The sequence below is a fragment of the Paenarthrobacter sp. TYUT067 genome (assembly GCF_023656375.1).
In the GTDB taxonomy this organism is placed as follows: domain Bacteria; phylum Actinomycetota; class Actinomycetes; order Actinomycetales; family Micrococcaceae; genus Arthrobacter.
On sequence record NZ_JAMOIT010000011.1, the window covers coordinates 65,251 to 88,438 of the forward strand.

Consider the following 23,188-nt stretch of genomic DNA (forward strand, 5'->3'; position numbering starts at 1 on the left):
TTCTTGAACTTGGCCCTAGGCGCTGAGCAACTCCAGCGTGGCGCCGGCGAACGTGGCAGCCGAGCCGTTCCAGCGGGCCAGCAAACCCTGCAGATTCTCACCGTCGGCCCGGTGTGCAGCGGTTTCAGCTTCGAGAGTGGACAGGATTCCCGTGCGCAGCTCCGTGTTGAAGTTCACCTTGCCCACCTGCAGAGAAGGGGCCTTCGCGAGCTCATCCGCTGGAATGCCCGACGCACCATGGAGTACCAGCGGCACCTCGGTGTTATCAGCAACTTCCTGCAGCACGTCCCAACGGATGTTCGGCTCGCCCTTGTACTTTCCGTGCACGTTGCCCACCGCGACGGCAAGCAACTGCGCACCCGTCCGCGCTACGAAGTCAGCCACCTGCGCAGGGTTGGTGAGTCCCGCAACGGAAGCACCGGCGTCGTGCGCTGAGTCTTCGGTACCGAAGGCCTTGTCCTCGTCCCCGGCCAGGCCGCCAAGTTCCGCTTCGATCACGACGTCGGAGGCGCCTTGGGCGTCCAGTGCGGCACGGACTTCGCGAACCAGGGCGATGTTGTCCTCGTAGGGCAAGGACGAACCGTCAGCCAGGACCGCGTCCGCGCCGGCGGTTACGGAGTCGAGGATGACCTTGAGGTCCGAGGCATGGTCCAGTTGAACGGAAACCGGGACGCCCGCGGAGTCGGCAAGGCCTCGAAGGGCTGCGATGAGGCGCAGTCCGTTGGGCGTGGACGCAGTCTTTGGAGCGACGAGCAGGATCACGCCCAGCCGGGCTTCCTCCGCCGCCTCAACAACAGCCAACGCGGTGGTGAAGTCGTAGCAGGTGAAGGCCGGAACAGCGGAGCCGGACGCCAGGGCGGAGTTGACCAAGTGGTCGAGTGTGGCGCGCATCAGTGGGCCAGGCCTCCCACCAGGATCCAAGCGACATACGTCAGCGCGAAGCCGGCCAAGCCCAGGATGGTGGTGAGGACGGTCCAGGTCTTGAGGCCGTCGGACACGGTGAGACCGTAGTAGCGGATCACGGTCCAGAAGCCTGCGTCCGTGACGTGGGACAGGCCCAGCGAGCCGAAGCCGATGGCAATCACGATCACGGCGATCTGGGCCGGCGAGTAGCCGCCCTCCATCACAGCGGAGGTGAGCAGGCCGGTGGTGGTCACGATGGCCACTGTGGCCGAACCCTGCGCGGCGCGCAGTGCCAGGGAGATGATGAATCCGAGGACAATCACCGGAAGGCCCAGGCTGTCCAGCGTGTGCGATAGTGCGGCGCCGATGCCCGAGGTGCGGAGGACTTCGCCGAAGACACCGCCTGCAGCAACCACCATGAGGATGGAGGCGATGGGAGGCAGTGCGCCCTCGAAGATCTCGCCGGTCTCCTTGAGGGACCAGTTACGGCGAACGGCCAGCAGGAAGAAGGACAGCGCCACGGCCACCAGGAGCGCGAAGAACGGGTTGCCAATGAACGCAGCCACGCCGTACCAGTAGTTGTCCTTGGGGAGGGTCAGCGTGCCGACGGTGCCGAGGAGGATCTGGACGATCGGAGCGGCGATCAGGAACATGATCAGGCCGGGGCGGGGAGGAGCGATTGCGCGGGCGCCGGGGCCGTCGTGGCCCACGTGGACCAGGGATTCGGAGCCGAACTCTTCCACCTGCTGCTTCACACCGGGGAGGAGCTCGTACTCCTTGCGGTTCATGATGCTGGCAACCCAGTAAGAGAGGAATCCGAGGGGGATGCAGATGATGAGCGAGATCATGGTGATGAGCCCGATGTCCGCGCCGAAGACGCCGGCACCGGCCACGATGCCCGGGTGCGGCGGGACTGCGACGTGGATGGACAGCATGATGCCGGCCATGGGCAGGCCGAACTTGATGGGGTGAACGTTGGCGATCTTGGCGAAGGCGTAGACGATGGGGACCAGAACGATCACGCCAACCTCGAAGAATACCGGGATGGCCACCAGGAAGCCCACGGCCGTCAAAGCGACAGCAACGCGCTTGGCACCGAGCTTCTCCGTGAAGTGCGTGGCCAGTGACTGCACGCCACCGGACACCTCGATCATGCGGCCAAGAATGGCACCGAGGGCGATCAGCAACGCAACCTTGCCCATGGTGCTGCCAACGCCGGTGGTCACCACTGTGAAGATGTCCTTGAGCGGGATCTGGGCTGCGACGCCCACCAGGATGCTGACCGCCAGAAGGGCAACAAAGGCCTGGATCTTGAAGCGGATGATCAGCACCAGCAACAGGGCGATCCCGGCCGCGGCGATGGTCAGCAGAAGCGGTGTTCCCAGCTCCACTGCGGGCTTGATGGCGGGGGCATCAGCCGCCCGAACCATCAGCGAGTTGACGAGGGGGTTCATTGGGGGGTGTCTCCTTTGACATACCAGTCTAGAGAAGACCGGCGGAGGTAGCGACGACGGCGAAGGGGGGACCGCCGTCGTCGCGGGTTCTTGTTGGGGGTGTGGAGTTTTTGTACAGCTAATGCCCTTCTGGGCTGCTCATGAGGGCGTTAGCTGTACAAAAACTCCGGGGTTAGGCGGTGCGCTTGGAGGGCGCAACAACCTTGATGACGGCGGAGTCGTCGGCAGCGGCGAGGCCCTGGGCCTGGCCGAGAAGGTAAAGCTGTTCAGCGGCGGCGGCAACGGGTGCGGCAAGGCCGGCGGCCCGGGTTGCCTTGCCCACGATGCCCATGTCCTTGACGAAGATGTCCAGGCGGCTGAGGACCTCGGCGCCGTCTTCGGTGTAGGCCTCGAGGATGCGCGGCCCGCGGTTGGAAAGCATGAAGGAACCGGCGGCGCCTGCCTCCAGGGCGGCGAGAGTCTTGGCCTGGTCGAGGCCGAGGGCGTCGGCGAGGGCCATGGCTTCTGCGGCGGCGGCAATGTGGACACCGCACAGGAGCTGGTTGACGGTCTTCAGTGCCTGGCCGTCGCCGGGCTTGTCGCCCACGATGCTCAGGGTGGACGCCAGCAGTTCCAGTGCGGGGCGCGCCTTTTCGAGTGCCTCGGGCTCGGCGCCAACAACGATCAGCAGGTCACCTTCGCCGGCACGCTTGGGGCCACCGGAGAGTGGAGCATCAACCAGCGCGACGCCATACTCGGCCAGCTTGGCTACCGTTGCGGGAATCGCTTCGGTGCCAACGGTGCTGCCCAGGATCACCACGGCGCCCGGCTTGAGGACCGGGGCCACGCCGTTTTCGCCGAAGAGGACATCGTTGAGCTGCTCGCCGTTGCGGACGGCCAACAGCAGCGCATCGGCACCTTGGGAAGCTTCGCGGGCGGAGTCGAAGGTCTTGATGCCGGCCGCTGCTGCGAGCTCCAGGCGCGGCTCTGCGATGTCGAAACCGTGGACGGTCAGCTCGGAGGCAAGGCGGGTGGCCATGGGCAGGCCCATGGCGCCGAGGCCCAGGACGGTGATGGTGTAGTTGCTGCTGGTCATGGTGTTCTCCATTGAATGTGTGCTTTTAGAAAGTGGCGCTGAGCTTGCGGGTAACCTGGGTCAGGGACTGGTCGTCACCCACGTTGCCGGCGAAGACGATGTAAGGGATGCCCTTGGCGGGACCGTCCACCGGCTCCCACAGCGAGACGATGCCCGGCAGCATGGGTCCGCGGACAATCGCGTGGCGGATTTCCAGGCCGTGCGCCGCCACGTCCGAGGACGTGATGCCGCCCTTGGCGATGACGAACCGCGGCGGGAAGGTCTTGAGTGTCCGGTTCACCACGGCCACGACGGCGGCCGAAACCGTGCGGGCGATCTTCAGGCTCGCTGCGGCGTCGTCGGTTTTGATGAGCAGGCGGCTGGTGTGGACGATCACGTCGCCCTTGTGAAGGGCGTCGACGACGTCGGACACAACGGTTTCGATGTAGGCGTCGGCTTCTGCTTCGCCCGAGGTTTTGGTTCCGGCAATGAGCTTCTCGACGTCGATCTCGATGATCCGGGCCGAGCTGTGCTGCGCAGTGAGGTCATTGAGTTGCCGGGTGGTGACGCCAACGTGGGAGCCCACCACAATCAATCCACCGGTTGAGGAGGGAGTGTTGCCTGCGAAGGCTTCTTCCGAGGTCAGCGCAGTGCGAATTTCCTGGCCAATGCGGCCCCTGACAAAGGGCGGGCCCACGCGGTAGAGGAGTTTCTTGCCGCGGCGTTCTGCTTCCTCCAAGCCCAGGGCGAGGGCACGGAAGTCGTTCTCGGTGACGATGTCGGCCACGATCGGCGTGGAGTTGGTGGCGGATTCCAGGGCGTCGGCGATCGCTTTGGCGGAGATGGTGGGATCTTGCGCTGACGCTCCGGCGCGGATGATGTTCAGGTCCAGGACAATCACGTCGCTCGCGGGGAACCGGCCCTGCGACTTCTCCTCCACATACTTGGCCATCTCGGAGTTGGCGAAACCGAAACTGGCATCCTTGGCGAATTCGGTCTCAGCCACGGGGGTGAGGGAACCGGCTGTGCCGCGCATGTAGTGGATGCCGCCAATGGTGACGCGGCCGGCGTCGGGGAATGCCGGAACGATCACCACGCCGTCGGTGGGTTCGCCGGTTTCTGCAGCGACGGTGGCGGCGATGACGTCCGGCTCCAGCGGGTAGTGGCCGCGGAGGGTGGAGTCGCTGCGGCTCACGAAGCCCAGCTTCACGTCGCCGGCGGCTGCGGCAGCCAGAGCGTTGCGGACGATTTCCTCGTTGCGCGCTGCGGCTTCGGCCGGGTCAAGGCTGCGGGTGTTGGTGAGGACGTAGACCGCGGGCTTGGTCTGGTTCGCACGGATATGGGTGAACGCCCAGGTGAAGTCCTCCACGTCCCAGCGGGTGAGCACAGCGAGATCCGCAACTGACTGCGTTCCCGTGGGGTCGTCGTCGAGGACCACCAGGATCTTTGGTGCGTCCGCGGCAGACGCCGTCACGGCGTCGGCAACCAACTGAGCAGGAATCTGGACTTCCGCCGGGAAAGCGGCCAGAACGTCGGCTTCAAGGGTCACTATGCACTCCATCGTGGGAAATCTCTGTTGCGGTTTAGTGAATGTAAGATGTCAGACATCTAACATTTGAATTAGTGTGACACACGGCTCCTCACCGCGCAAGGTGCTGCGCATCACTAGGCTGAGAGGATGGCTGGCAGCGCTGTTCCACTCCCCTTCGTGAACGTCCTCACTCCTGCCGTTCCCGCAGGTCAGCCCATTCCGGCAGTCCTGATCCATGGCTGGGCGTCCGGTTCCGTGTATTGGGAACCCCTCGCGAATAAGTTGCTCGACGCCGGCAGGGAAGTCTGGATTCTGGACCTCCCCGGCTACCACCCGGGCGAGTCCCTCCCGCCGGATTTCGAATGGACCTTGGACTCGGCAGCGGCTTCCGTGGCCGCGGCCCTTGATGACCGGGCCAGCGGTCCGGTGCATATGGTGGGACATTCGATGGGTGGCAGTGTTTCGTTGACGCTTGCGGCAGCCCGCCCCGGCCTGGTGGCTTCATTGACCCTTGTGGGCATGGCGCCGGTGCCGCAGAACCAGGGGTTCAAGGAGGTGCTCAGGACCCAGCTGGATCAGGGGTTCTTCGACGCCGGGACCGTAGTGCAGCTCATGAACGCCTGGTATGGAGAGCTGGCCGCAGCAGACATGGCGCGGCTCAGCACAGGGTTCGACACTCCGTTTCGGATTCTGTCCGCCAGCGCGGTGGCGGCCATGACCGGCGTCGAACCTTCAGCGCCTGGGCGCGTCCGCGCGCCACTACTGGTGATCGCCGGTACTGGAGATCGGGTGCGCCCTATCGAGCAAATGCGCGCGTTCGTGGCCGCAAGCCCGGGTCGCCGGTTGGCGGCCATTCGCGGCGCCGGCCACAACGTCCACTGGGAACAGCCCGAACACTGCGCAGAGGCGCTCCTTGAATTTTGGGAAACAAGCTGGCCACCGCCAGCGTAAGATGTCTGACATCCACCCGTCCCGAGGGTAATCCACGGGGACCCGGGCGGTCTGAAGGACAGGAAATGGGGACACATGGCACGCAAGTCATTGGTGGGCGTCGTGGCCGATGAGCTGCTGGACAGGATCATCGCGGGCGAATTTCCGCCCGGAACAGTGGTACCGGGCGAGCTGGAGCTCAGCGCCAAACACGAAGTAAGCCGCATGACAGTGCGCGAGGCCATGAAAACCCTTGAGGCCCAGAGAATCCTCAGCGTTGAACGCGGCCGCGGAACGTTTGTTAACCCCCTCAACCAGTGGGCCTCCTTGGAAGCCGTGTTGCGTGCGGCGTCTGAAGGAACGAAGGACGCGGCGGCTGCGATCCATTTGATTGAACTCCGCCGCATGCTCGAAACCGGCGCCTGCGAACTCGCCGCCGAGCGCATCTCCGATGATGAGCTCGCCGCACTCAGGGACCACGTGGAAAAGATGCAGGCCTCCCACGAAGTCAACGACCTCGCCGGGTTTGTCGAAGCCGACCTCGCCTTTCACGATGTAATTCTCCACGCTTCCGGCAACGTGTTTGTGGCAGTGCTTTTCGAACCCCTGCACAGGGTCCTGGAAGCCCGGCGCGCCGAGACTTCAGCCTTCCCGGAGATCCAGGAACACGCGATCGGGCACCACCGGAAGATCGCCGCAGCTTTGGAATCGCGCAATCCCAACGAGGCCCGTCTCGCGATGGACGCGCACATGCAGCAGACGCTGGACGATCTGAAGACGTACGTTCTGGAGGCGTAGCTGGCACCGGCACTCGCCGCGATGTCTACTATTGTGTCTATAAGTGCACAATAGTAGACATAGGAGGAATCTTGCGCCTGCAGAACCCCTTGACTGCCATCAGCCCGTCGCTGGATATGGGTGCGCTGTACGTCCTTGCGCGGGCTGATGCCGACTTCACCGCCCCCGGCATCTGCAGCCTCCTTCCCGAGCCCAGCTCACTCGCCGGAGTCCGCAAGGCACTCGCCCGCTTGGTCGATCAAGGCATTGTCGTAGAGAAAGTTGCCGGAAGAACTCACATTTTCCGCCTCAATCGTCATCACCTCTTGGCCAAAGCAGTCGAGGAGATGGCCAGCGCAAAAGACCATCTCATCGAGCGCATTCGGACCGAGATCGAGTTGTGGGAATTCGCGCCGATTGTCGTCACGATTTATGGCTCGGCCGCACGTAATGACATGCGAAACGATAGCGACATAGACCTGTTCATCGCCCTTCCGAACGACGTCAACGAGTTGCAGGCCGAAACCAGAATAGCCACTCTGGCCGGCGAAATCAGCGCCTGGACGGGCAACGACACGCGGCCTTTTGTCTTCCTGGAGTCGGAAGTAGCGCCTTCGTCGATTTTCGAGTCCATCATCGATGAGGGCGACACACTTTTCGGCGATGGAACGTGGTTGCGCCGCGTTCTCCGCGCTGGCAGTGGCGCTTAGATGAGGACCACACCGGGAAGCGAAAGTATCCGCCGAGGTCGCTTGAGCAAGGCCGCGCAGTTCCAGCGGGTGGCCATGGATGCCCTCGAACTTGCTGAAGAACACTACGAAGTTGCCGACGCCGTGGCAACCCTCTGCGTCCACGCAGGAATCGCCGCCTCTGACGCCATCTGCATTGCTCGGCTCGGTCACTTCGCGCAGGGCCAGGACCACAATGACGCGGTAGCTCTGCTCAAGTCAGTGGATGGGGGCGCTGTTGGATTATGCTCGCCGATAGCTTTCCGTCATCGGCGCAGGCTCTCGCTGGGTAGCTCTCCGAAGGCCTTCACGTAGAGCGCAGAGAAGCGCCCTTGGTGCGTGAAGCCGCAGAGTTCCGCGATGGCCGTGACACTCTGCTCGCGGGGGCTCGCCTCCAGGAGCATCTCCCGGGCACGGTCCAGCCGGATACTGCGCAGCAACTCCGACGGCGTCGCTCCAGTTTCCGCCCGAAGTGCCGTTTGCAGCGTTCGAACCGAGACACCCAAGCACTCGGCGATGTCCGGCACGGTAAGTTCCTCGAAAGCATGCCGGTCCAACAGCTCGCGGAACTCCCGGACCAGGCGGCTTTCAGATTCCGCGTCCCGGGTCTCATCACCGGGCAACTCCATGGCCATCAGCAGGCGTGACACCATGCTGTCCGCCAGCAGCCCCTGCACAAACGCGGGAGCAGTGGTACGTGGCTGGCTGATCATGTCGTCATGAAGCTCGACGACGGACCTCAAGAACGCGCGGCCGGCGGCACCTGAAAGGTCCATGCCATAGCCCAGATCAACGGTGTCATGGCCATAAAGCTGACCCGCCACCCGCTCAACCGCTGAACGACGCACGTAGACAATGAGGTGCGGACTTCCGCCGTCCCAGCTCATGGAGAAGGGCCGGTGGAGCGGAGGAACAGTGGCCATCCGGGGACCCGACTCCACCGTGCTGGCACCCACCTTCATGGATGCGTGCCCTGCCAACGGGATCTGCACCAGGTGGAAATCCTGCAGGCCCTCGGGCTCAATCCGGACGTCGGCTCCGTAGTCCAGGAACTCGATCCCCACGTCACCCCGGTGCAGGGAGCGCAACTTCATGTCCACCGAGGACTGGTTCGTCAGTGGTGCAAGCTCGTGGCTGCAGAACAGTTCGGCGATCCTGGCGTGTGCCTCGTCCACGTCAGTGGTGGCCATGGTTGGGCGACCCCGGAGCACATCACGGGGAAGAATCCTCACCATCCGCCACCTACTTCACAGGGTCTTGTGCAGCTTTTCGCTTATCGGACGATCCTCGCGCCAACTGGATATTCCGGAGTCCAACAGCTGTCTAGAGTCGCTTTTGAGACAAGTATGACGCAGCTCACAGCACCATAACAGCGACGGAAGCGGGGTGAGGACCAGTGAAGAACATCAAGGTGGTACATGACCGCAGAGACGAATGGGACAGGAGCCACTTCGAACTCTGGGCGGCGGAGCTTCGGGCCAGGGAAACCCACCTCACTTCCGCGGCATGGGTGGGTTGGCACGAGGAAGAGGAAGAACCTGCGTAATTCGGATGATCACTGCGCCAAGTGGATATTCCGCCGGAGAAGGGCAACCTAGAGTCACTTCAAGAGTGAATATGACGCACGTCATATTTACGTAACACAGCACGCGAGGGAAAGGGTTCGGCAGATGTCAGCACTCGAAGGCAGGACGGCAATCGTCACCGGTGGGGCCACCAAGGTGGGGCAAGGCGTGGTGACCTCATTGCGCGACGCCGGAGCCACGGTGGTGGTTGCGGATATAGCTCCCGACGGCGACACCCTCACCAAAGCACTCGGGGAAGGAATTCACTATTCCCACACGGACATCACCGACGATGCCGCAGTCAGCGAACTGGTGGAGGAAACCGTGGCCCTCTACGGCGGGCTCGGCGTCCTGGTAAACCTCGCCTGTACCTACAAGGACGACGGCGCAGCCTCCGGGCGAGCCGACTGGCTCGAAGCACTCAACGTCAATCTGGTCAGCGCCGTGGTGGCGAGCAATGCGGCCCGACCCTACCTCAAGGCGTCCGGCCACGGTGCCATCATCAACTTCACCTCCATTTCCAGCTCGGTGGCCCAGACCGGCCGATGGCTCTATCCGGCCAGCAAAGCAGCCCTGGTTCAGGTGACCCGCAGCATGGCCGTGGACTTCGCAGAAGACGGCATCCGCGTGAATTCCGTCAGCCCCGGCTGGGTCTGGAGCAACATCATGGACTCCCTCAGCAACGGGAACCTCCAAAAGACAGACTCGGTTGCGGCCCCCTTCCACGCCCTCAAGCGGGTCGGCCGCCCGCACGAGGTGGGTGACGTCGTCGCTTTCCTCGCCAGTGACCAAGCAAGTTTCGTCACCGGTGCCGATTGGGCCGTTGACGGCGGCTATTCCGCCTTGGGACCGGAACGAGCCGAAGAGGCTATTCCCCTGCTCGCAGCAAACTAACGCCAAGCTTCACAACAACCTCCACCAAAGAGAAAGGCAACGCCATGACGCAACGCCACATCACCATCGTCGGGGCCGGCCAGTCCGGGCTTCAGCTGGGCATCGGACTCCTGGACGCCGGCTACCAGGTGACCACCATCTCCAACCGCACGTCCGAGGAAATTGCTGGCGGCAAAGTAGCCTCCAGCCAATGCATCTTCCACAACGCACTTGAGAACGAGCGGGCCCTCGGCCTGGACTTCTGGCCCGATGCTCCCACCGTGGACGGCATCTCCTTCACCATCCCCCACCCCGAGCTGCCGGGTGAGAAGGCGATCAGCTGGGCCTCACGACTGGACAACCACGCCAAGTCCATCGATCAGCGGGTGAAGTTCCCCAAGTTCATGGAAGAATTCACAGCCCGCGGCGGCGAGCTGGTCTTCGAAGATGCCGGTGTGGCTGAGCTGGAAAAGTACACGCAGACCTCGGACCTGGTGATCGTGGCGGCCGGCAAGGGTGAGATAGCCCAACTGTTCACCCGCGACGCCGAACGCAGCACCTACGATGCCCCGCAGCGCGCCCTGGCCTTGACCTATGTGACGGGCCTGAAACCCCGCGAAGAGTACTCGGCGGTCTCGTTCAACCTCATTCCGGGCGTGGGCGAGTACTTCGTGTTCCCCGCACTGACCACCACCGGTCCTTGCGAAATCATGGTCTTCGAAGGCGTACCCGGCGGCCCGATGGACACGTGGAAGGGGCTCAGCCCGGAGGAACACCTGGAGAACTCCAAGAACATCCTCTCGAAGTTCCTGCCGTGGGAAGCCGAGCGTGCCACGAATGTGGAACTGACCGATCCCAACGGCGTCCTTCAAGGCCGGTTTGCCCCCACCGTCCGCCACCCGATTGCCACACTGCCTAGCGGCAGGCAGGTACTGGGCCTGGCCGACGTCGTGGTGTTGAACGATCCCATCACCGGGCAGGGCTCCAACAACGCGAGCAAGTGCGCGGCGTCGTATCTGGACAGCATCACCCGGCACGGCAATGGCGCCTACGATGCGAGCTTCATGCAGGCAACCTTCGAGCGCTATTGGGATTACGCGCAGCACGTTGCACACTGGACAAATGCCCTCCTGGCCCCGCCTCCGCCGCATGTCCTGGAGCTGCTGGGTGCTGCGAATAGCGAACCGGACATCGCGCACCGCTTCGCCAACGGCTTCAACCATCCGCCGGAATTCCAGGATTGGTTCATGTACCCGGACAAAGCCTCCAGCTACCTCGCAGACCTTTCCGCCGCCAAAGTTTCGTAGCACAACCCTGCCAATAAGGACTCAACCATGCGAAAAATAGCAATCGTAGGGGCCGGCGAATCCGGCGCCCAGCTGGCATTGGGCCTGCAACGGGACGGCTACGCGGTAACGCTCCTGTCCGACCGGTCCGCAGCCCAGATCCGTACCGGCAAGGTCATGTCCAGCCAGTGCATGTTCTCAACCGCCCTCGACGCTGAAGCCCACATGGGAACGGCGCTCACCGAATTCTACGAATCCGGATCCGTCCCTGGCATCACCTCCATCCGGCTACGCGTGGATGCTGATGAACCCATCGAGTGGGAAGCACCCCTGGACGGCCCCGCCCGGTCCATTGACCAGCGCATCAAGAGTGCCCTCTGGATCGAGACGTTTGTTGCAGCCGGTGGCGACTTCCGCATTGAGAAGGTCACCCCGAGGATGCTCGAAGAACTCGCCCATGACTACGAACTGGTCATTGTCAGCACCGGCAAGGGCGAAATCGGCCAAATCTTCCCGCGGGATAAGGCAAAATCGCCCTTCGACCGGCCGCAAAGGGTTCTGGCGCTGAACTACGTCACGTCCGACGGCGGGGCTTCCGCCGGCTCGTCCGCAGCAGGTACCGACGGCGGGGGCGACGCCATCCGCATGTCCATGGTCCCCGGCGTCGGGGAGTTCTTCACGTTCCCGGGCCTGACCGTCTCCGGCCCGTGCCGCATGATGGTGTTCGAAGGCGTGGTGGGCGGCCCCATGGACCGCTGGACCGACGTCGGGACCCCCGAAGAGCAGCTCGAGCGTTCGCTGGAAATCCTGCGCGAGCATTTCCCGCACGAGGCCGAAAACTTCGCCGACGCGGAGCTGACCGATAGCGGTGCCACGCTCCTGGGACGCATCACGCCCACGGTGAGGTCCGCCGTCGGGGAGCTCCGCAACGGCAAGTTGGTGTTCGGGCTGGGTGACGCCGTGGTCCTCAATGATCCCCTCACCGGGCAGGGCTCCAACAACGCGACCCTGGCTGCGAAGTACTACCTTGACGCGATTGTTCGCCGCGGCCAGCAAGCTTTTGACCGCCCATGGATGGAGCGGACGTTTGACGAATTCTGGCGCGGCTGGGGGCAATGGGCCGTGGAATGGACCAACGATCTCCTGAAGCCGCGGCGTGATCACCAGAGGACGCTCCTCCGTGAGGCCGCTGACCATCCGGCCCTGGCAGCAAGCATCGTGAGCGGTTTTGATGACCCCCGGACGTCGTACCCTTGGTGGTTCGACTCCGCAGCTGCCGCGGACTTCATGCAGGCCAAGAAAGAAGAGGACACGTCGGTGTTCGATGTCCGTGATTTCCGCAGCGCCCTAGGTCAGTACGCCACGGGCGTCACCGTGGTGACCACTGTGGCGGCGGACGGCCGAAAAGTGGGCATGACCGCCAATTCCTTCACCTCAGTGTCCATGGAGCCGCCGCTGGTGCTCTGGTGCCCCAGCAAACGGGCGCCCAGCCTGGGTGATTTCGAGGACGCAACGCACTTTGCCATCAACATCCTGGCCAGTGACCAGCACGTCCTGTCCCGGCAGTTCGCAACACCTGCCACGGACAAGTTCGTGGGCGCGGAAACCACTGAAGGAATTGCCGGCATTCCGCTGCTGAACGGCGCTGTGGCAACCTTCCAGTGCCGCACCGTTTCGCGACATGACGCCGGCGACCACGTCATCTACGTGGGTGAAGTGGAAAGCTACAAGCACGACGGCGGTGCTCCCCTGGTGTTCCACGGCGGCAAGTACCACGCCACCGCCAGCCATCCGGATTTCTAGCGGCCCTCTTGTGAAAGGTGCGGATATGGACGATTCAGTTGACATGGATGGCTCGATGGAGGTGGCCATCATCGGTTCCGGCATCAATTCCTTGGTGGCGGCGGCAGAGTTGGCCTTGGCCGGGAAGCGCGTGTGCATCATCGAGCACTCTGACCGCCTTGGTGGCTTCATCCATTCCGCCGAGCGGACCCTTCCGGGCTTCATCCACGACTCCTTCTCCTCCTGGCACCCGTTGTTCGTCTCCGGCGGTGCCTACGGGGCGCTGGGCAAGGAGCTGCATGCCAGGGGCCTGGAGTATTCCAACACCTCCGGCCCGGTCACGGCGAGCGTTGCCGCGGACCCGGCCACCGGAGCCCACCGTGTGGTCATCGCGGAGCGGGACCCGGCCACCACGGCTGCTGCGTTCAAGGAACCCGGCGACCAAGCTGCGTATCTGGCAATGCTTGATGATCTGGGCCGCAACGCAGGAACGGTGTTCGGGGCTTTCGGAGCAGAGCTTCGGTCTTTTGGGGAAGTGGCAAAGATTGCTTTGGGGGCCTTACGACGCGGGCGCTTCCAAGGGACGGAAGCCTTCGTCCGCGATTCCGTGATGAGCGGACGAAACTATGTCCGCAGCCGTTTTGATGGCTGGGAAGCGGACCAGCTGTGGTCACCGTGGCTTCTGCACGCAGGGCTCGGCCCGGACCAAGCCACCGGCGGGGTGATGCTCCCGGTGATGGCCATGAGCATGCACAGCTTCGGTCTCCCTGTTGTGAAAGGCGGGGCCTCCAGGTTCGTGGAGGCTTTTGAGTCCTTGCTGCGCGACAACGGGGCACGGATCATGCTGGGCGCGGAGGCTGAGGAGATCCTGGTGGGCTCCGAGCGTTCAGCTAAGGGCGGCTCCGTCACCGGCGTCCGCACGTCGCAGGGTGTGGTTTCCGCCGGAACCGTGCTCGCGAACGTTTCACCCCAGGCCCTCTATACCCGGCTTCTTCGCCAGCCACCGGCCGGTACTGCCGACGCCGCCGAACGCTACCAGAACGGACGCGGGGCCATGCAGATACACCTCGCCTTGGACAAGCCGGTTGAATGGCTCGACCCCAGGCTCAACGGCGTCCCACTGGTTCACATCAGCAATGGCTCGGACAGCACCGGGATTGCTTGCGCCCAAGCCGAAGCCGGACTGTTGCCCAACGAGCCCACGGTGGTGGTGGGCCAACAGTGCGTGCTGGATCCATCGCGGGCTCCGGAAGGCAAAGCCACGCTGTGGCTGCAACTGCAGGAAGTGCCGTTCGCCCCCGTAGGCGACGCTGCGGGCGAGCTGTCCGTTACCAACGGCTGGACTGACGAGCTGAAGCACGGATATCTGGAGCGGGTCCTTGCCCGGTTGGAGCACTTCGCCCCGGGAACCAAGGCAACGGTTCTTGCTTCTGACATCCTTGCCCCCACGGACCTGGTGTCCGCGAACCCCAATGCCGTCAACGGCGACCCCTACGGCGGCTCGGCCGAGCTCTTCCAAAACCTGCTCTGGCGGCCCTTTCCCTCCGCCGCCGGACACCGGACCGCCGTCCAAGGGCTGTGGCACATCGGGGCATCAACTCACCCCGGCCCCGGACTTTCCGGCGGTTCCGGCCACTTGGTGGCCCAAAAACTGACCGCACCGCCCTCACCACTGTCCCGTCTTCAAGCAGCACTTAAACCAAGCAAGCGATAGGAGAACAATGTCTGTTCTGGCCGGGCTCACTGCAGCCCTTTCGGGTGGTTCCGTGGAGATCATCGATCTCACCACACCACTCAGTTCCGAGACCCCCATCCTGAACCTGCCGCAGCCGTTCGCGAACACGGCGGGTTTGTCGGTTTCACCGGTGAGTAATTTCGACGACGCCGGCCCGGCTTGGGCGTGGAACGACGTCACAGTGGGCGAACACGCGGGCACGCACCTGGATGCACCGGTCCACTGGATCACGGGCAAGGACGGCAAGTCCGTGGACCAGATTGAACCACACCGCTTGGTGGGGCCGCTGGTGGTGATCGACAAGACCGCTGAAGCTGCCGCGGATCCGGACTTCCTTCTGGAACCGGAGCACTTTGAACAGTGGCAGCAAGAGCACGGTGCGTTCCCGGAGAACTGTTGGGTCATCTTCCGGACGGGCTGGGCGGCTCGAGGCGCTGACGCTGCGGCTTTCGTCAACGCGGACGACGCCGGACCCCACACTCCCGGAGTCTCCGCCGCGGGTGCCAAGTGGCTTGCCGGTAACGCCTCGATCAGTGGCTTTGGCGTGGAAACCGTGGGCATCGACGCCGGCCAGGCAGGTGGCTTGGATCCGATGTTCCCCGTCCACTCGTACCTGCTCGGCGCGGACAAGTACGGCGTGACCTCGCTGCGGAATGTAGATCGACTTCCTGTCACCGGTGCCACGTTGGTGGTTGCTCCGTTGCCGATCGTGGGCGGCACCGGCAGCCCCAGCCGCGTGTACGCACTGGTGGAAAAGGGCACGGTGGAGCGAGCATGAGCGGGCAAGTGCGGGTTTCCACGTTGGTGGGCAGGACGCTGGCGAAGCTCGGCGTCGGGCACGTTTTCGGCGTGGTGGGCTCCGGCAACTTCGATGTCACCGGCACGCTCATGGCGGAGGGCATTCAGTTCACTGCCACGCGGCATGAGGGCGGGGCGGCGACCATGGCGGACGCGTATTCGCGGATGTCCGGGAAGGTGGGAGTGGTCACCACGCACCAGGGCTGCGGACTGAGCAACGCCATCACCGGCATCGGTGAGGCAGCCAAGAGCCGGACGCCGATGATCGTGCTCACCGCCGACACCCAGGCCGCTGCCATCCGCTCCAACTTCAAGATCGACCAGGACAGCCTGGCCCGCAGCGTCGGCGCGGTGGCCGAACGGATCCACTCCCCCGCCACCGCCGTCGCGGACACCGTCAGGGCGTTCCGGACTGCCGTGAACGAGCGACGCACGGTGGTTTTGAGCCTGCCGCTGGACATCCAAAGTGGCACTGCGGCAGATGAAGTGGGTGCCGTCGTCGTGCCTGAGCCGTTGAAGATCCGCCCGGACACTGGCGCCGTGGAGCAACTGGCCGCACTGATAGCGAAAGCGGAACGGCCCGTGTTCGTTGCCGGACGCGGTGGGCGGGGCGCCCGGGACGAGATCCTGGAGCTGGCACGTCATGCCGGGGCGCTGGTGGCCACCTCGGCAGTGGCGAGCGGGCTGTTCAACGGCGATCCCCACAACCTGGGCATCTCGGGTGGTTTTTCCTCGCCTGCCACGGCGGAGTTCATCAGCGGCGCGGACCTGATCGTGGGGTGGGGCTGTGCGCTGAACATGTGGACCATGCGGCACGGACGGCTGATTTCCGCTGGCACCAAAGTAGTGCAGATCGACGTCGAAGATGCCGCGCTCGGCGCCAACCGGCCCATCTCGCTGGGCGTCTTGGGCGATTCGGCGCTGACGGCTGGGGATGCGTTGGTGGCATTGCGCTCGGTTCAGCCCGAACCTGCGGAAAAGTACCGCACCGAGGCTAACGCACTGGCCATCAAGCAGGGCTCGCGGTGGCGGGACGTTTCCACTGCGGATGTTTCCACTGCGACGTCCATCGATCCCCGCGTCCTCACCCGCGAACTCGACACCCTGCTCCCTGCCGAGAGGATCGTGGCAGTGGATTCGGGCAACTTCATGGGCTACCCCAGCCAATACCTTGCCGTGCCGGACGAGTTCGGATTCTGCTTCACCCAAGCATTCCAGGCAATCGGGCTGGGCCTGTATTCGGCGATCGGCGCTGCCCTCGCCCAACCGCACCGACTGCCCGTTCTCGGCGCGGGTGATGGCGGATTCCTCATGGGAATCAGCGAGCTGGAGACCGCCACGCGACTGAAGCTGCCGCTGGTGTGCATCGTCTACAACGACGCCGCCTATGGAGCCGAGGTCCACCACTTCGCTTCGGGGCACACAGAGGCCGAGCTCGCCAGCGTGGTGTTCCCGGATACGGACATCGCCTCGATTTCCCGTGGATTCGGGGCGGAAGGCGTGACGGTGCGGACCGTGGCGGATCTGGAAGCGATTCGCCCGTGGATCGCCACCTACGAAGCAGGGACGCAGGACCGACCCCTGGTGATCGACGCAAAGATAGCATCCGACGGCGGATCGTGGTGGCTGGCCGAAGCATTCCAAGGCCACTAAGACGGGAGCACTGTTCTACCTGAGTGTGGCGGTGCTACATGGGTGGGCCGGTGCTACTTGGGCGGGGCGGTGCTCCCGCGCACTACCAGTTCCGTTGCCACCTCAAGGGCCGCTGAAGAAGCGAGTCCATGCTGTTCGATCTGCTCCGTGAGCATGCCCACGGCCATGGACGCCAACTGCGCGAGCGGCTGCCGGACTGTGGTGAGCGGCGGTGACGTGAGGGCTGCCTGGGCGATGTCGTCGAATCCCACAATGCTGAGGTCGCCGGGGATTTTCAGGGACCGCTGCCCGGCGGCGTTCATCACGCCGAGGGCCTGCAGGTCGCTGCCCGTGAAAATTGCGGTGGGCCGCTCCGGCAGGTCCAGGAGCTCACCGCCCAGGCGAAGCCCGGACTCGATACTGAAATCGCCGTCGCGCACGAACTCGGGAAGTACCGGCAGCCCGGCTTCATGAAGGGCGGCCGCGTAGGCTGCGTAGCGGGCACGCCCATGACCCGGGCTGTGGACGCGGCCGGTAATGATGCCGATGCGCTCATGCCCAAGTTCCAGAAGATGGGACACCGCCCGCAGCGCTCCGGAGAACGAGGCCGGGCTGACGCTGGGAATCTGCAGGCCTTGGGAACCTTCAGGGTCTATGGCAACAGCGGGGATGTTCAGCGTACGCGCCAGCTCTACCAGTGGTGATCCCTGCCGTGGAGCCAACAGCATCACGCCGTCGAGCCGGTTGCCGGAGGGCTCACGCAATTTCTGCCAGTTCCCGGCAGTAGCATTTACGGCCCGCGTGTAGGCCACGGTGTAGCCGAGCCGCGCAGCAGCAGCTTCCACTCCCTCCATGGTTTCCAGGACCCATGGAGAATCAAAGTTGTTCACCACCAATTGCAGCAATCCGGGTTCGGTGGGCGACTGCCGCTTGGTGTAATCAAGGTCCTCCAAGGCCTGCTGAACACGGGCGCGCGTTGCCTCGGAGACGTGGGAGCGGCCGTTCAACACCTTGGAAACAGTGGGGACGGAGACGCCGGCGGCGGCAGCCACGTCTGCGATCTTGGGGCGCGGAGTGGCGGTCAATGGGGCGGTCCTTGAACTCATGGGGATACGGGGGCGGCAACGCGCTGGGCGGCCGCCCGGCGGACCGGCGCAGTGTCCACCCGCACGGGACCAACGATAACACTCCCGCGTTGACGCGAGCCCAAGGGCGACGCCGCGAAAATCCCCAGCTCAGCGCCGATCCAGCGGCCCTCAACAACATCGAAATCCCAGATGGGAATCTGCCACGGATCCGTGGGACCCACCCGCCAGGCAAACGTGGCCTGCGGAGTTTCATCTATGCGGATCTGCAGCTCAATACGCGGCCCCGGAAGGGCCACGGCGCGCCCTATCGGCTGCTCGTGCGGACCTTCGCTGCCGGTTCCGCTACCCAGGACGTAGCCGTCCGGGGTGCGTACGATCCCCAGCCAGGCGTACCGCTGACCCAGAACCACGACGCCGGCCCGGGTACCTGGAGCCACATCGTCCAGTTCCAGGGTGGTGGTGAATGTGGACGGTTCGCCGGGGAGGATCTGGCCCAAGACGTTAGGGAGCTCGCGGAGATTGATGGGATCGTTGGCTTGCGGACGGAGTACCAGATGTCCTCCTCCACAGGTGGACAGCCATTCGTCCCGGGGGTTGGCCTGCCAGTGCCACTGCGGGCCCAGGCCGGGGGACGTGAAGTTGTCACCGGCGGGTGGTGCACAGTTTTCGGGCGAAGTACCGCGCGGGTAGGGGTGGCTCGAAACCGGGGTTCCCGGTCCGCCGTCGTCCGCTGTTTTGCCCATCCACGGCCAGCCGTCTTCACCCCAGCCCATGGGCTGGAGGTGAACCACGCGTCCGTACGGCCCCCGGTCCTGGAAGTGCAGGAACCAGTCTTCGCCCTCAGGAGTAGTGACCCAGGCGCCTTGATGCGGGCCATTCACGGGCGAATCGCCCTGCTCCAGGACGCGCCGTTCCTCGTAAGGTCCGAACGGCGACCGCGAGCGGAAAACCGACTGCCATCCTGTAGCAACGCCTCCCGCCGGCGCGAAAATCCAGTACCAGCCGTCGCGCTGATAGAACTTGGGCCCCTCCAGGGTTGAGAAGCCCGGCAGGTCTTCGCCGTTGATGACGTGGGTTCCATGGTCCAGGAGCCGGGAGGCGTCCGGGCTCATCCGGTGCACAGTGAGCCGGTTCTTGACTCCGATGCGGCTCTTGGCCCAACCGTGGACCAAGTATGCGCTGCCGTCGTCATCCCACAGGGGGCAGGGGTCGATGAGTCCACGTCCGGGATAGAGGAGATGGGGTGCGCTCCACGGTCCTTCCGCCTTCTCTGCGCTGAGCACGAAAATGCCGTGGTCCGGATCCGGATAGAAGATCCAGAACTTGCCATCATGGTGACGCAGCGCCGGAGCCCACACGCCACTTCCGTGCCTCACCAGCGAATAGTGGCTGGATTGTGGGAGCTCCCGGAGCGCATGCCCGGCGTGCTCCCAGTCCACCAGGTTCCGCGACCGCAATACCGGCAGGCCGGGAACCCTGTTGAAGCTGGAGGCGACGAGGTAATAGGTGCCGTCAACCTGTACCGCGTCAGGATCCGGCCAGTCACCGTTGAGGATGGGGTTGTTGTAGACGGGGGTGCGGTGTCGGGTTGTCATGGTGTCCTGTCGGGTGAGCTGCTGAAGTGGTGGAGAAGGAGTTCCTCGACATGCTGGGGGCTGGTTAGGGAGCCGTCGTGGACCACTGCGTGGAGACTGAGCTTGAGCGGATTGCCCCGGTCCACTGTTGCCGGGTGGTCCCACGCGACGGCCGGACCCGCGCCTACATAGCCGTCAGTGCGCACAAACCAAGGGCGCAACGCGGAGGTGTCTTGAGCGAGGATGACACTGACGTTTTGGCCCTCATGCCGGGTTTCCATCGCGAGCCAAGGGGAAAGTGATCCATGGGCTATGCCCGTCCCTGTTCCTCCTGAACACAGCACTTTGGCCGGGACATCACCCGACGGGAAGCGCCAGAATATGCCGCCGTAGCCAGCGCCGCTACGCCCTTTAACGGCAGACGACGACACGGACAACTGCTCCACGTCACCGGCAGGCTGAAGCAGGGATTCGAACGCAAGGCTCCACGTGTTTGCGGCAGGGTGCTCTTGGTATCGGTAGCTCCGCCCCTCCACAGCCAACGGGTCTCCGCTCTTGTCCAGCCACACCACCGTCCCCTTCCCCAGCCCCTCCAGGGACAGCCATTCCGCGAGCACTTGACGTCCGTGGTTGGGAAGGATTGCCGGGCCATTTTCGGTGAATGTGGATCCACCCCAGAAGTTGGTTCCGTTCAGGTCCGAGAAAGAGAGCGACAGACCGAGGTGGTGCGGGTGATCAACTGGACCAGCTTCCGTCACCGCCACTCCGGCCAGAGTCCGTACAGGGTGGAGGTACGGCCTGGGAGACAGCACGGTTGCCAGATCGCCGCCGGTGTTCATCTCCAGCACGGTTGCGCCGTTGAGTTGGAAGCTTCCCATTCGACCTCCTTGTGATGGGTTCCGCTGCGTGGGAATCAGCATAAACAGACCAGAAAGAGTTCGGCAACTACTTATGAAAGTTTCTTTGAACTATTTTCCGATATTGAGTTGTGATGTGTTGACAGTCACAGCCATTCGTTGCTAGAAATCGTTTACTCAGTAATTTTCACCTCACTCTTGGGTCGCTGTGATGGTCTAAGCAATGCTTCCCACGCCCGTACACCGGAAAGTTTCCGTCCAAATATTCAGCGAGTTTGTATCCACGCCCGAAGATCGGGCACCAGAAAGGCGTCATTCAATGAAGAAGACAGCAAGCACTCCTATCCCGCGCAGGCTGGTCCTGGGCGCCGCGGTGGTCGCGGCCGGGTTGGCCCTGAGCGCCTGCGGAGGAGGTGGCGCAACCTCCTCCGGAAGCGGCGGCAACGTGGAACTGAACTTCGTCTTCTGGGGCGATGCCAACCGGGCCAAGATGACGGAAGCTGCACTGCGGATCTTCGAAAAGAAGAACCCGGGAATCACCGTTAAAACCGAATACCAGGACAGTGCCCCTTACGCAGACAAACTGGCCACCCGATTCGCAGGCGGCAACCCGCCTGACGTCCTGGCGATGGCCAACCGCAGCCTCTTGGAGTACGCCCAGCGCGGCACCCTCGCCGACCTCAAGTCCTTCCCCGAGCTGAACCTGGACAAGGTTCCGGAAACCACGCTGAGTCGCGGCGAGGTTGACGGCAAGCTCTACGGTCTCGCCACCGGAGTAACCACCATCGGCATGGTGGTCAACAAGACCATCACGGACCAGGCCGGCGTCACCATCCCGGACGACAAAACCTGGAGCTGGGAGGACTACGCCAAGTTCGCCACCGAAGTCACGCAGAAAACCGGCGGAAAAGTCTACGGAGCTGGCTACGACGTCGCCACGGAAACAGGACCCATCATGCTCGCGCGCCAACGCGGCGAGGATTTCTACACCAAGGACAACAAGCTCGGCGTCAGCGAGAAGACCATCGAGGACTGGTTCCAGTACAGCGTGGACCTCCGCAAAGCCGGCGGCTATCCGCCCGCAGGATTCTTCGAGCAAATTGGCGGCTCGCCGGCGCAGTCCTACCTCGCGAAGGGCACGGTGGCTTCGCAGATCATCCCCATCAACAACTTCCGCGGTTACAACGAGGCCGTGGAGGGCGAAGTGGTCTTGCTCCGCATTCCAGGTGAAACCACGGGCGAGCGCCGCGGTTACTCCGCAGATCCCACCATGCTGTGGTCCATCGCTGCCAAGTCCAAGCATCCCAAGGAGGCCGCCAAGCTGGTGGACTTCCTGACGAACGACGCTGAAGGTGCCGCCGAAGTCCTCACGCAGCGCGGTGTCCCCATCAACCCTGAGGTGGCGGACGCCATCACGCCCAAGCTGAGCGCTGACGATAAGACGTTTGTGGACATGATGGCCTCCATTCAGGAAGACGATCTGCCACCTGCCTACGTGTATCCCAAGGGCGCAAGTGTTGTAGCCGACACTCTCAAACAGCTCACCACTGAAGTGGAGTTCGGGCGCGTCAGTCCCGCCGATGCCGCGAAGACCTTCATGGAGAAGAGCAATGCAGCAATCAACAAGTAAGCCCGGAGCTATTCACGAGGGGGTCGTGGCGCTATGTCGGTTCTGATCAAACAACCATCTGGCGCCGCCCCGGCCGCAGCCGCAGCGGGCGGTAAGCAGCGCATCCGCCCATCCCGACGTAGGAAGCAGCGCTCCGGGTATCTTTTCCTGCTTCCCTGGTTTCTGGGGATGCTTTTTACCGTCATCCCATTCTTTGCCTCGCTGTACCTCGCCTTCACGGATTACAACCTCTTTACCGAGCCCAACTTTGTGGGGCTGGCGAACTTCCAGGCGATGTTCGAGGACCCCAGGCTCATTCAGTCGCTGAAGGTCACGTTCATCTACACCTTCGTGTCGGTGCCCATATCCCTCGCTGTTGCTTTGCTGGTCGCCTTGGTGCTGAACCGGGGCCTTCAAGGACTTTCGATCTACCGCTCCGTGTACTACCTGCCCTCCCTCTTGGGAGGGAGCGTCGCAATCGTGATGCTGTGGCGTTACATCTTCGGTAACGACGGAATCGTCAACGGGTTCCTGGGATTATTCGGAATCCAGGGCCCGGCGTGGGTGACCGACCCCCAGTTCTCGCTGAGCACCCTCATTGTGCTGAATGTTTGGACCTTCGGCTCCCCCATGGTGATCTTCCTTGCCGGCCTGCGGCAGGTCCCCGGGATGTACTACGAGGCTGCCTCGATTGATGGCGCCTCCAAGTGGCGGCAGTTCCGCAGCATCACTTTGCCACTCATCAGCCCCATTATTTTCTTCAACCTCATCATGCAGCTCATCGGCTCGTTTCAGACGTTCACCCAGGGCTATGTGATGAGCGGGGGTACCGGAGGCCCAGCGGATTCCACGCTGTTTTACAACCTTTACCTGTACCAGAAGGGCTTCACCGAGTTCGAGATGGGGTATGCCTCGGCCATGGCCTGGCTGCTGTTGATGATCATCGCGATTTTCACGGCCATCAATTTCATCGCATCCAAGTTCTGGGTCTTCTACGACAATTAAGGCAACC

Annotated in this window: 21 protein-coding genes; 13 read left to right on the top strand and 8 right to left on the bottom strand. The window is 63.5% G+C overall.

The genetic code is table 11. The features are described 5' to 3' along the window. Window positions 1–15 precede the first annotated feature (15 nt). The 4 genes from MOD31_RS11620 to MOD31_RS11635 form a co-directional block, all read right to left on the bottom strand. A complete protein-coding gene (locus MOD31_RS11620; RefSeq protein ID WP_250820674.1) occupies window positions 16–891 on the bottom strand; it encodes a class II fructose-bisphosphate aldolase in 876 nt (291 codons plus the stop codon). Next, the gene (locus tag MOD31_RS11625; RefSeq protein ID WP_250820675.1) at window positions 891–2,357 is read right to left on the bottom strand and encodes a GntP family transporter; all 1,467 of its coding nucleotides are present in this window, start codon (window positions 2,355–2,357) and stop codon (window positions 891–893) included. Before MOD31_RS11625 ends, MOD31_RS11620 begins: the two co-directional genes overlap by 1 nt. Before the next feature lie 172 nt (window positions 2,358–2,529). After that, window positions 2,530–3,432 (bottom strand): NAD(P)-dependent oxidoreductase, encoded by a 903-nt coding sequence (locus tag MOD31_RS11630; protein WP_166841055.1) that lies wholly within the window; start codon window positions 3,430–3,432, stop codon window positions 2,530–2,532. Between the two features lie 25 nt (window positions 3,433–3,457). Next, window positions 3,458–4,960 carry a four-carbon acid sugar kinase family protein gene (locus tag MOD31_RS11635; RefSeq protein WP_250820676.1) on the bottom strand — a complete coding sequence of 501 codons (1,503 nt, stop codon included), beginning with the start codon at window positions 4,958–4,960 and terminating at the stop codon, window positions 3,458–3,460. 129 nt (window positions 4,961–5,089) lie between these two features. Between MOD31_RS11635 and MOD31_RS11640 the strand changes: the two genes are divergently transcribed. The 4 genes from MOD31_RS11640 to MOD31_RS11655 all read left to right on the top strand — a co-directional run bounded on the left by MOD31_RS11640 (window position 5,090) and on the right by MOD31_RS11655 (window position 7,692). Continuing rightward, complete coding sequence (locus tag MOD31_RS11640) at window positions 5,090–5,893, top strand: alpha/beta fold hydrolase (protein WP_250820677.1); 804 nt, start codon at window positions 5,090–5,092, stop codon at window positions 5,891–5,893. Window positions 5,894–5,968: 75 nt separating this feature from the next. Then, the gene (locus tag MOD31_RS11645) at window positions 5,969–6,670 is read left to right on the top strand and encodes a FadR/GntR family transcriptional regulator (RefSeq protein WP_142937074.1); all 702 of its coding nucleotides are present in this window, start codon (window positions 5,969–5,971) and stop codon (window positions 6,668–6,670) included. Between the two features lie 71 nt (window positions 6,671–6,741). Then, window positions 6,742–7,359 (top strand): nucleotidyltransferase domain-containing protein, encoded by a 618-nt coding sequence (locus tag MOD31_RS11650; RefSeq protein WP_250820678.1) that lies wholly within the window; start codon window positions 6,742–6,744, stop codon window positions 7,357–7,359. Next, the gene (locus MOD31_RS11655; RefSeq protein WP_250820679.1) at window positions 7,360–7,692 is read left to right on the top strand and encodes a hypothetical protein; all 333 of its coding nucleotides are present in this window, start codon (window positions 7,360–7,362) and stop codon (window positions 7,690–7,692) included. It abuts the gene before it with no gap. Here MOD31_RS11655 and MOD31_RS11660 read toward each other — a convergent pair. Beyond that, a complete protein-coding gene (locus MOD31_RS11660; protein WP_250820680.1) occupies window positions 7,644–8,567 on the bottom strand; it encodes an AraC family transcriptional regulator in 924 nt (307 codons plus the stop codon). The genes MOD31_RS11655 and MOD31_RS11660 overlap by 49 nt on opposite strands. 206 nt (window positions 8,568–8,773) lie before the next feature. Between MOD31_RS11660 and MOD31_RS11665 the strand changes: the two genes are divergently transcribed. The 7 genes from MOD31_RS11665 (at window position 8,774) to MOD31_RS11695 (ending at window position 17,069) form a co-directional block, all read left to right on the top strand. After that, the gene (locus tag MOD31_RS11665; RefSeq protein ID WP_165450141.1) at window positions 8,774–8,923 is read left to right on the top strand and encodes a hypothetical protein; all 150 of its coding nucleotides are present in this window, start codon (window positions 8,774–8,776) and stop codon (window positions 8,921–8,923) included. Between the two features lie 124 nt (window positions 8,924–9,047). Continuing rightward, window positions 9,048–9,836, top strand: coding sequence for an SDR family oxidoreductase (locus MOD31_RS11670; RefSeq protein ID WP_166841045.1), 789 nt, complete (start codon window positions 9,048–9,050; stop codon window positions 9,834–9,836). A gap of 44 nt (window positions 9,837–9,880) precedes the next feature. Continuing rightward, a complete protein-coding gene (locus MOD31_RS11675) occupies window positions 9,881–11,122 on the top strand; it encodes a styrene monooxygenase/indole monooxygenase family protein (protein ID WP_250820681.1) in 1,242 nt (413 codons plus the stop codon). Window positions 11,123–11,149: 27 nt separating this feature from the next. After that, the gene (locus tag MOD31_RS11680) at window positions 11,150–12,904 is read left to right on the top strand and encodes a flavin reductase (RefSeq protein WP_250820682.1); all 1,755 of its coding nucleotides are present in this window, start codon (window positions 11,150–11,152) and stop codon (window positions 12,902–12,904) included. 25 nt (window positions 12,905–12,929) lie between these two features. Continuing rightward, window positions 12,930–14,597 (top strand): NAD(P)/FAD-dependent oxidoreductase, encoded by a 1,668-nt coding sequence (locus MOD31_RS11685; RefSeq protein ID WP_250820683.1) that lies wholly within the window; start codon window positions 12,930–12,932, stop codon window positions 14,595–14,597. 7 nt (window positions 14,598–14,604) lie between these two features. Then, on the top strand, window positions 14,605–15,396 hold the full coding sequence (locus MOD31_RS11690) for a cyclase family protein (RefSeq protein ID WP_250820684.1): 792 nt from the start codon (window positions 14,605–14,607) through the stop codon (window positions 15,394–15,396). Beyond that, a complete protein-coding gene (locus MOD31_RS11695; RefSeq protein ID WP_250820685.1) occupies window positions 15,393–17,069 on the top strand; it encodes a thiamine pyrophosphate-binding protein in 1,677 nt (558 codons plus the stop codon). Before MOD31_RS11690 ends, MOD31_RS11695 begins: the two co-directional genes overlap by 4 nt. 53 nt (window positions 17,070–17,122) lie before the next feature. Here MOD31_RS11695 and MOD31_RS11700 read toward each other — a convergent pair whose 3' ends face one another. Genes MOD31_RS11700 through MOD31_RS11710 form a run of 3 tightly spaced genes read right to left on the bottom strand, consistent with a single transcriptional unit; the run spans window position 17,123 to window position 20,588 of the window. Then, a complete protein-coding gene (locus tag MOD31_RS11700; RefSeq protein WP_250820686.1) occupies window positions 17,123–18,133 on the bottom strand; it encodes a LacI family DNA-binding transcriptional regulator in 1,011 nt (336 codons plus the stop codon). A 17-nt stretch (window positions 18,134–18,150) separates the two neighbouring features. After that, window positions 18,151–19,731, bottom strand: coding sequence for a glycoside hydrolase 43 family protein (locus MOD31_RS11705; RefSeq protein ID WP_166841033.1), 1,581 nt, complete (start codon window positions 19,729–19,731; stop codon window positions 18,151–18,153). Next, the gene (locus MOD31_RS11710) at window positions 19,728–20,588 is read right to left on the bottom strand and encodes a PmoA family protein (RefSeq protein ID WP_166841031.1); all 861 of its coding nucleotides are present in this window, start codon (window positions 20,586–20,588) and stop codon (window positions 19,728–19,730) included. The genes MOD31_RS11705 and MOD31_RS11710 overlap by 4 nt, the downstream gene beginning before the upstream one ends. A gap of 298 nt (window positions 20,589–20,886) precedes the next feature. Between MOD31_RS11710 and MOD31_RS11715 the strand changes: the two genes are divergently transcribed. After that, window positions 20,887–22,197: an ABC transporter substrate-binding protein gene (locus MOD31_RS11715; protein WP_250820687.1), complete on the top strand. Its 1,311-nt coding sequence runs from the start codon at window positions 20,887–20,889 to the stop codon at window positions 22,195–22,197. Between the two features lie 33 nt (window positions 22,198–22,230). Then, on the top strand, window positions 22,231–23,181 hold the full coding sequence (locus MOD31_RS11720; RefSeq protein ID WP_166841027.1) for a carbohydrate ABC transporter permease: 951 nt from the start codon (window positions 22,231–22,233) through the stop codon (window positions 23,179–23,181). Window positions 23,182–23,188 lie beyond the last annotated feature (7 nt).